8 protein-coding genes, 2 pseudogenes and 1 riboswitch are annotated in these 6,836 nt (G+C 64.1%); of the genes and pseudogenes, 3 read left to right on the top strand and 7 right to left on the bottom strand.

Annotated features, from left to right (window positions below):
- Positions 1-140: 140 nt before the first annotated feature.
- Complete coding sequence (gene nhaA / locus CC207_RS08855) at positions 141-1,343, bottom strand: Na+/H+ antiporter NhaA (RefSeq protein ID WP_088851953.1); 1,203 nt, start codon at positions 1,341-1,343, stop codon at positions 141-143.
- Between the two features lie 360 nt (positions 1,344-1,703).
- Positions 1,704-1,765: riboswitch (Fluoride riboswitch) on the top strand.
- Between the two features lie 72 nt (positions 1,766-1,837).
- Between nhaA and crcB the strand changes: the two are divergent.
- A pseudogene (gene crcB / locus CC207_RS28265) lies at positions 1,838-2,133 on the top strand (fluoride efflux transporter CrcB); the annotation flags it as partial.
- A gap of 65 nt (positions 2,134-2,198) precedes the next feature.
- Here the strand turns inward: crcB and CC207_RS08845 are convergent.
- A complete protein-coding gene (locus tag CC207_RS08845; RefSeq protein ID WP_088851952.1) occupies positions 2,199-2,651 on the bottom strand; it encodes a thiol-disulfide oxidoreductase DCC family protein in 453 nt (150 codons plus the stop codon).
- Between the two features lie 153 nt (positions 2,652-2,804).
- Here CC207_RS08845 and CC207_RS08840 point away from each other — a divergent pair, with 153 nt between their 5' ends.
- The gene (locus CC207_RS08840; protein WP_028691411.1) at positions 2,805-2,993 is read left to right on the top strand and encodes a DUF1289 domain-containing protein; all 189 of its coding nucleotides are present in this window, start codon (positions 2,805-2,807) and stop codon (positions 2,991-2,993) included.
- Positions 2,994-3,081: 88 nt separating this feature from the next.
- Entirely contained in the window at positions 3,082-3,426 is a 345-nt protein-coding gene (locus tag CC207_RS08835) for a hypothetical protein (RefSeq protein WP_028691412.1), read from the top strand.
- 85 nt (positions 3,427-3,511) lie between these two features.
- Here CC207_RS08835 and glpT read toward each other — a convergent pair whose 3' ends face one another.
- The 5 genes and pseudogenes from glpT to CC207_RS27470 all read right to left on the bottom strand — a co-directional run.
- On the bottom strand, positions 3,512-4,864 hold the full coding sequence (gene glpT / locus CC207_RS08830; protein WP_028691413.1) for a glycerol-3-phosphate transporter: 1,353 nt from the start codon (positions 4,862-4,864) through the stop codon (positions 3,512-3,514).
- A gap of 208 nt (positions 4,865-5,072) precedes the next feature.
- Positions 5,073-5,378 (bottom strand): NIPSNAP family protein, encoded by a 306-nt coding sequence (locus CC207_RS08825; RefSeq protein WP_088851951.1) that lies wholly within the window; start codon positions 5,376-5,378, stop codon positions 5,073-5,075.
- Positions 5,379-5,436: 58 nt separating this feature from the next.
- Positions 5,437-5,991 (bottom strand): lipocalin family protein, encoded by a 555-nt coding sequence (locus tag CC207_RS08820; RefSeq protein WP_088851950.1) that lies wholly within the window; start codon positions 5,989-5,991, stop codon positions 5,437-5,439.
- Between the two features lie 63 nt (positions 5,992-6,054).
- Positions 6,055-6,630, bottom strand: coding sequence for a hypothetical protein (locus CC207_RS08815; RefSeq protein ID WP_088851949.1), 576 nt, complete (start codon positions 6,628-6,630; stop codon positions 6,055-6,057).
- A gap of 81 nt (positions 6,631-6,711) precedes the next feature.
- Positions 6,712-6,836: pseudogene (locus CC207_RS27470) on the bottom strand (XdhC family protein); the annotation flags it as partial.

Below are 6,836 nucleotides of genomic sequence, written 5' to 3'. Positions count from 1 at the left end.
TGCGGGGGTGAGGTGGGCTGCAGGTTCCGCGTGGCCCTTTAAAATGATCGCGGGGCAAGCCCACGCAAGTCCAGTTACTACACGCAAGTTCAGTTACCAGTAGATTGAACGGGGCTGCCAGGCAGCCCCGAGCGCTTGCATCAATCCGCCGGTTTGGGCGCGAAGCGCAGGATCAGGCAGGCGATCACCGCCGACAGCAGCGAGCCCAGCAGGATGCCGATCTTGGCTGCGTCGATCTTATCGGCCTGGCCGGGGAAGGCCAGCTCGCCGATGAACAGGCTCATGGTGAAGCCGATGCCGCACAGCATCGCCACGCCGTAGATCTGCAGCCAGCTGGCGCCATGGGGCTTGCTGGCCAGGCCGGTCTTGACCGCCAGCAGCACGCCGCCGAACACGCCGAGCTGCTTGCCCAGCAGCAGGCCCAGGGCGATGGCCAGTGGCAATGGAGCGAAGATGTCGCTCAGGCCCAGATTGCCGAACGACACGCCGGCGTTGGCGAAGCCGAAGGCTGGCACGATGAGGAAGCCGACCCAGGGCGCCAGGCCATGCTCCAGCTTGAGCAGCGGGCTGGCTTCGCGGGCCTCGCTGCCGCCGGTGCTGTAGGGGATCAGCAGGGCGCCGACCACGCCGGCGATGGTGGCGTGAACGCCCGACAGCAGGGTCACGTACCACAGTGCGGCCACGCCGATCAGGTAGGGCCACAGGCTGATCACGCGCAGGCGGTTGCAGGCCAGCAGCACCGCGACGATGCCGGCGGCGCCGGCCAGGGCCAGCAGGTTCAGCGACGAGGTGTAGAACACGGCGATGATCGCCACCGCACCCATGTCGTCGATGATCGCCACCGACACCAGCATCACCTTGAGCGACAGCGGCGCATGCCGGCCGAGCAGGGCCAGGGCGCCGACGGCGAAGGCGATGTCGGTGGCGGCCGGGATCGCCCAGCCGTCGGCCAGGCCCGGCTCGCCACGGGACACCGCCAGGTAGATGAGCGCCGGCACGGCCATGCCCATCAGTGCCGGCAGGGCCGGCAGGCGGCGCTGCTCCCAACTGGCCAGGCGACCGTCGACCAGCTCGCGCTTGATCTCCAGGCCCACCAGCAGGAAGAAGATCGCCATCAGGCCATCGTTGATCCACATGTGCACGGTCATTGGGCCGAGCTTGTCGGTCAGTACCGGGCCGACGGGCAGGTGCAGCAGGTGCTGGTAGGCGCTGGCCCAGGGGCTGTTGGCGATGACGATGGCCAGCGCGGCGGTGAACATCAGCAAGACGCCACCGGCTGCCTCTGTCGCCAGCAGGTGCCGCAGCATCGAGCGCGGCTTGAGGGGTGGAAGGGGTGCGGTCATATAACGCTCCTCGTTCATGGCATCACCCTCGCGGTGGCAGTGTCGCGACGGGCAACGGGCACGGCGGGACGCTGGCTCCGGGCAAGACGGGCCACTGCGGCGAAGGGCGAGAAGAAGGATGGAAAATGCGGCGCAGCGACCCACGCCGTGAGGACACGGGGCAGGAAGGGCCATGGGGAATGGAGGCATGCGTGCAACATGGACGGATCTCACGGAAAACAAATGAATGTTCTCCGTATTCGGGAAGGCTCCCGGGCGCACGCAGCACACGCCAGGCGGCCATTCTAACGGTGCGGGCGAAGGTGTGTGTTGCATTTTTGCATCGAAATGTTGCCAAGCGAGGGTTTCGACCCGTAGCACCGACCCTCAGGAGATGGCCTCCCTCCTTGAACCGCCTCAGCGCTGATGATGCCTGCGCAACCCCATTGGAGGGCGCGTAGGTCTGTGCCTGTCTCTCTCCATGGGGGCTTTCGGACCTATCCTGGAGCTAGTCGATGTACCTCTCGTTCATTTCCGTTGTCGTCGGAGGCAGTGCCGGTTGCGTATTGCGCTGGATCCTTGGCCTGCGCCTGAACTCGCTGTTTCCCGGGATGCCGTTGGGCACCTTGCTGGTCAACCTCGTCGGTGGTTCGTCATCGGCGGCGCGATGGCCTTCTTCCTGCGCTTGCCCAACCTCGGTCCGGCCTGGCTGCTGCTGATCACCACGGGCTTTTGCGGCGGGCTGACCACCTTCTCGACGTTCTGCGCCGAAGTGCTGTCGATGCTCATGCACGGCCGCGCTGGCTGGGCGATGGCCACGGCACACCTGTGACAACCAGGTGGCGCGGGCCAGCCAGTGGACCTGGTGAAGACGGTTCATGGCTGCAGCCCGAGAAAACGACGTTGATGGTCTGGGCTGGGCATCAGGCATTGCTCATATCGGCCGAACAGCCGATAGCGGTTGAGCGCCACACGATCGTACAACCCGTCCCGCAACCTGCGAGGGCAGAGACGCAGCATGCGCAGCAGTGGCCAGGCGCCGGGCAGTTGGCGTACTACCTCGAAGAATGCCTCGGAGCGCACCCAGTAGTGGTTGTCACGAATGACCGCCATGGTGTCGAACGCCATCACGGGCAGGCCTGCCCAGGCCAGCAATGCCTGGCCTTCGGCTGACTGCACCGTGGCCAGGCGGATACGTTGGTGGCGATCGTGGCGGATAACGAACGTCGCCCAGCCGTTGCACAGCTTGCATACACCATCGAACAGCAGCACGGTTTCCCCTGGCGCGAGCAGAGGGGCGTGAGAGGGGCGCATCAGGGAGGCGGGCATCGCTTGATTCCGTTCAGGCTGGAAGCGGCATTTTAGAGGCTTTGGATGGGAAGTAGCGATTAATCGGCGCGCAGGGAGCCGCGCCCTAGGGATTGGCCGGTTCAAGGGCGATTGTCGAACCGTTATCATGCGCCCCCGATATTGGAGCGCCCCATGGCCAAGGACATCGACAACCCCTGCGTCTCGCTGTGCCAACTCAATGGCGAACTGTGCGTGAGCTGTGGCCGAACCCGGGATGAGATTCGCAAATGGCGGGGCATGAAGCGCCCGGAGAAGATGGCGACCGTGCAGCGGGCGGCTTCGCGAATGAAGGCTATCGTCAAGAAGAACGCCAAGCGCTAGGGCAAGACGCCGTTGCGGCCTGGCCCGGGCGTCAGGCGCGCTTGCGTGTCCCTGACACCTGCTGATGATCCGAATTCATGGGGAAGCTATGCGCAGACTGTGGCGAAGGTACCTCGCACTGTTGGATGCGGACCTCAGTAACAAGGTCTTCGACAACTTCAAGAACTTGCTGGTGTGCGCGCTGCTGTTCGCCGCGGGCACCGAGGCGATCCATGGCAACCAGCAGATGCTGTTGGGTTTGTGGGTGTCCAGTTTCACCGGCTGGGGGTTGATCCTGGTGTCGGCGTTGCTGTTGCTGTTGAACATCAGCGACACGCTGCATCGTCTGGCGAAGTTGCCATACCACACGGTACTGCAGGTCATCCTGTGCTTGCTCTATCTCATCCTGGCGTCGCGAGTGGTCGAGATTGTCTGGAGTTTCCGGGCGGAGTAAGGATGCTCCTTCAGGAGGCGACCGCGACACCGCCTGGTCGTCCAGGCAGTGTCGTTACGGTACGTGTCGCCGATTCAGGGGGCTATCAGGCGATCGCCTCGCGACCTGCACTTGCCGCCTTGCTGTGCCAAAGGGTCGGCACCATGAACGCGATCGCCAGCACGCACGCGCTCACCAGCAGCACGAAGCCGCCGTCCCAGCCGAAGTGGTCGACGGTGTAACCCATCGCCGCGCTGGCCGCGACCGAACCGCCCAGGTAGCCGAACAGCCCGGTGAAGCCGGCTGCGGTACCGGCGGCTTTCTTCGGCGCCAGCTCCAGCGCCTGCAGGCCGATCAGCATCACCGGCCCGTAGATCAGGAAGCCGATGGCGAACAGCGCGATCATGTCGACGGTCGGGTTGCCTGGCGGGTTGAGCCAGTAGACCAGGGTGGCGACGGTCACCAGGGCCATGAATACGATCCCCGTCAGGCCACGGTTGCCGCGGAAGATCTTGTCGGACATCCAGCCGCACAGCAGGGTGCCGGGAATGCCGGCCCACTCATAGAAGAAGTAGGCCCACGAGGTGGTGTCGACGCTGAAGTGCTTGGCTTCCTTCAGGTAGGTCGGCGCCCAGTCGAGCACGCCGTAGCGCAGCAGGTAGACGAACACGTTGGCCATGGCGATGTACCACAGCAGCTTGTTGCGCAGCACGTACTCGACGAAGATCTGCTTGGCGCTGAATTCCTGCTCGTGGCTCTCGTCGTAGCCTTCGGGGTAGTCGTTCTTGTACTGCTCGACCGGCGGCAGGCCGACCGACTGCGGGGTATCGCGCATGGTGGCGAAGGCGAACACAGCCACCAGCACGGCCACGGCGGCGGGCACGTAGAAGGCGGCATGCCAGTCGTTGGTCCAGCCCAGGCCCAGCAGGAACAGCGGGCCGATCAGGCCGCCGCCGACGTTGTGAGCGACGTTCCACACCGACACCACGCCACCGCGCTCCTTCTGCGACCACCAGTGCACCATGGTTCGCCCGCTCGGCGGCCAGCCCATGCCCTGGGCCCAGCCATTGATGAACAGCAGCACGAACATGATCGTCACGCTGGATGTGGCCCAATGCGCGAAACCGAAAATGAACATCACCCCGGCCGAGATCAGCAGGCCGAAGGGCAGGAAGTAGCGCGGGTTGGAGCGGTCCGAGACCAGGCCCATGAGGAACTTGGACAGGCCGTAGGCGATGGCGATGGCGGAAATCGCCACGCCCAGCTGGCCGCGCGTGTAGCCCTCTTCCTCGATCAGGTAGGGCATGGCCAGTGAGAAGTTCTTGCGCAGCAGGTAGTAGCCGGCGTAGCCGAAGAAGATCCCGGCGAAGATTTGCCAGCGCAGGCGGCGATAGGTGCTGTCGACGCGCTCGTCGGGCAGCGGCGCCTGGTGCGCGGCAGGGCGGAAGAAGGCAAACATGTGAAGCTCCCAACTTGTTATAGGTATGCGAAAACGAATTTTACATTTTCGTTACAGAAAAAATACCGGTTTCGCTGGGAGATTCTGTTGTTTTGTGAACCTGGTCGGCTGCCGCCATGAAGCAAGCCCGGCACAGGGCATGGTTCACGGCGGCACACGCCCCGACCAACTGATAAAAGAGCTGTGATGTGGCGCAAATGACCCTGGCTCAGTCGAGCACAGGGCGCAGGAAGTTGCGTTCGTAACTGAGGATGAAGCGTTGCTCGCTGGCCAGGGCGAAGGCGGCGATGCATTCCGGGTCGGTTTCCGAGGCAATGCGGTACTGCTCGTAGGCCGCCAGGCTGGGGAAGCTGAACAGGGCGTAGGCGACATTGTTGGCGCCTTCGCTAGGCAGGAAGTAGCCGTGGTGGGTGCCGCCCATGCGGTTGACCAGGCCGATCCACAGCTTGCCATAGGTCTCGAAGGCTGGGATCTGGTAGGGGTCGATGATGTACTTGAGGTGGCAGGTGATCATTGCACGCAATCCTTTGGGTGAGCCGGGTGGCTCACCTTACAGGGGCGGATGGCGGCCGTCACTGGGGGGCTGGCTGGCGCCAGATCAGTTGGTCGGTGGGATAGTCCTGCTGGCGTGCCAGCTCCAGCAGCTGTTCTCGGGTCTGGGCACTGACGGTCGGTGAGCGCGACAGCAGCCACAGGTACTCGCGGTTCGGATGGCCGACCAGCGCCACGCGATAGTCCGGGTCGTGGTAGAGCACCCAGTACTCGCCCTTGGTCAGGCCGGGGGCCAGGCGGCTGAACCAGTTGTCGAAGCGCACCCAGAGCTTGTCGGTGCGTCCGGCCACCTGTGGCTCGGCGAGGCCGTGGGCCTCATTCCACTGGCCGTCCTTCTCCAGGCAGCGATTGGTCACATCGATACGACCGTCCTCGCGCAGGCCGTAATGGGCCTCGGATTGCACGCAGTTGCGCTGGAAGAACATCGGCAGGCGCGCCAGTTCGTACCAGGTGCCCTGGTAGCGCTGCAGTTCTATCTGTTGCGTGGTGGGCGGCGGCTCGTCGCGGGCGCTTGTGCAGCCCGTGAACGCGAGGGTGAGGCAGCAGTAAAATGGCACGGCCAGGCGCATCGCCATGGAAAACCTCCTGAAGGGGGAAAGGGCTCACATGATGTTCGATGCGCGGGCCGGCCAAAGGTTTTACTGGGCTGGGCGCGAGGTTTCCACGCGCAGGATCTCGGTATAGATGGCGTCGACGGTCTGGTCGACCTTGAGACTCTTCATGCGTGCCTGCAGGTCCGGGTCCTCGACCTTGACGACCTGTACCTTGCCTTCAGGCGGCAGCAGGGTGACCTCATGGGTGTTGAGGTCGATCTTCTTGATCTGCGAGGTGACCTTTACCTGGCGGAACGCTTCGCCGCCGGGGTTGGGGTTGTCCTTGGTGGCGCGGATGGTGCCGGACTCCTCTGATGCTTTCGGTGCGCCGCCTTCCTTGGTGTTGAGCACGTAGGCCACGGCGCGGGTCACGTAGATGTCGACCTGATCGCCGACCTTGAGGTTGGGCAGGGCCTTGGCCTGTTCGGTGAGCTGGAAGGTCACGTCCTTGTCGTGGGGACCCTTCACCGTGACCTGGCGATTGGTCAGGTCGATCTTGGTCACTTCGGTGGTGACATGGCTTTCCAGCGCCTCACTGGCGATGGGCAGTTCGGCGGCGTGGGCGGTGAGGTTGGCGGCAAAGATGAGCGAGGTGAGAGCGATGGCGCGGGTCGGGTTCATTGGCCTGTCTTCCTTGTGGTCGAGGGTGCATGCGAGAGGAAGCATAGACACTGGTTGGCAGGTGTGCGGCAGGTTCAGGCACTAGAAAGGTTGATGGTCACGCTGGCGCTTGGCCCCGGACACACTCACCGCCCCCGGCAAGTTCACGGCGTTCTTGGCCGCCAGCACTTCGGCCATCACGCTCACCGCGATTTCCGCCGGGGTCT

Origin of the sequence: Pseudomonas sp. DrBHI1 (assembly GCF_002205115.1) — a bacterium.
In the GTDB taxonomy this organism is placed as follows: Bacteria; Pseudomonadota; Gammaproteobacteria; order Pseudomonadales; family Pseudomonadaceae; genus Aquipseudomonas; species Aquipseudomonas mosselii.
Note: the sequence above shows the minus strand (reverse complement) of the source record. Positions and strands in the feature narration are given on the sequence as shown.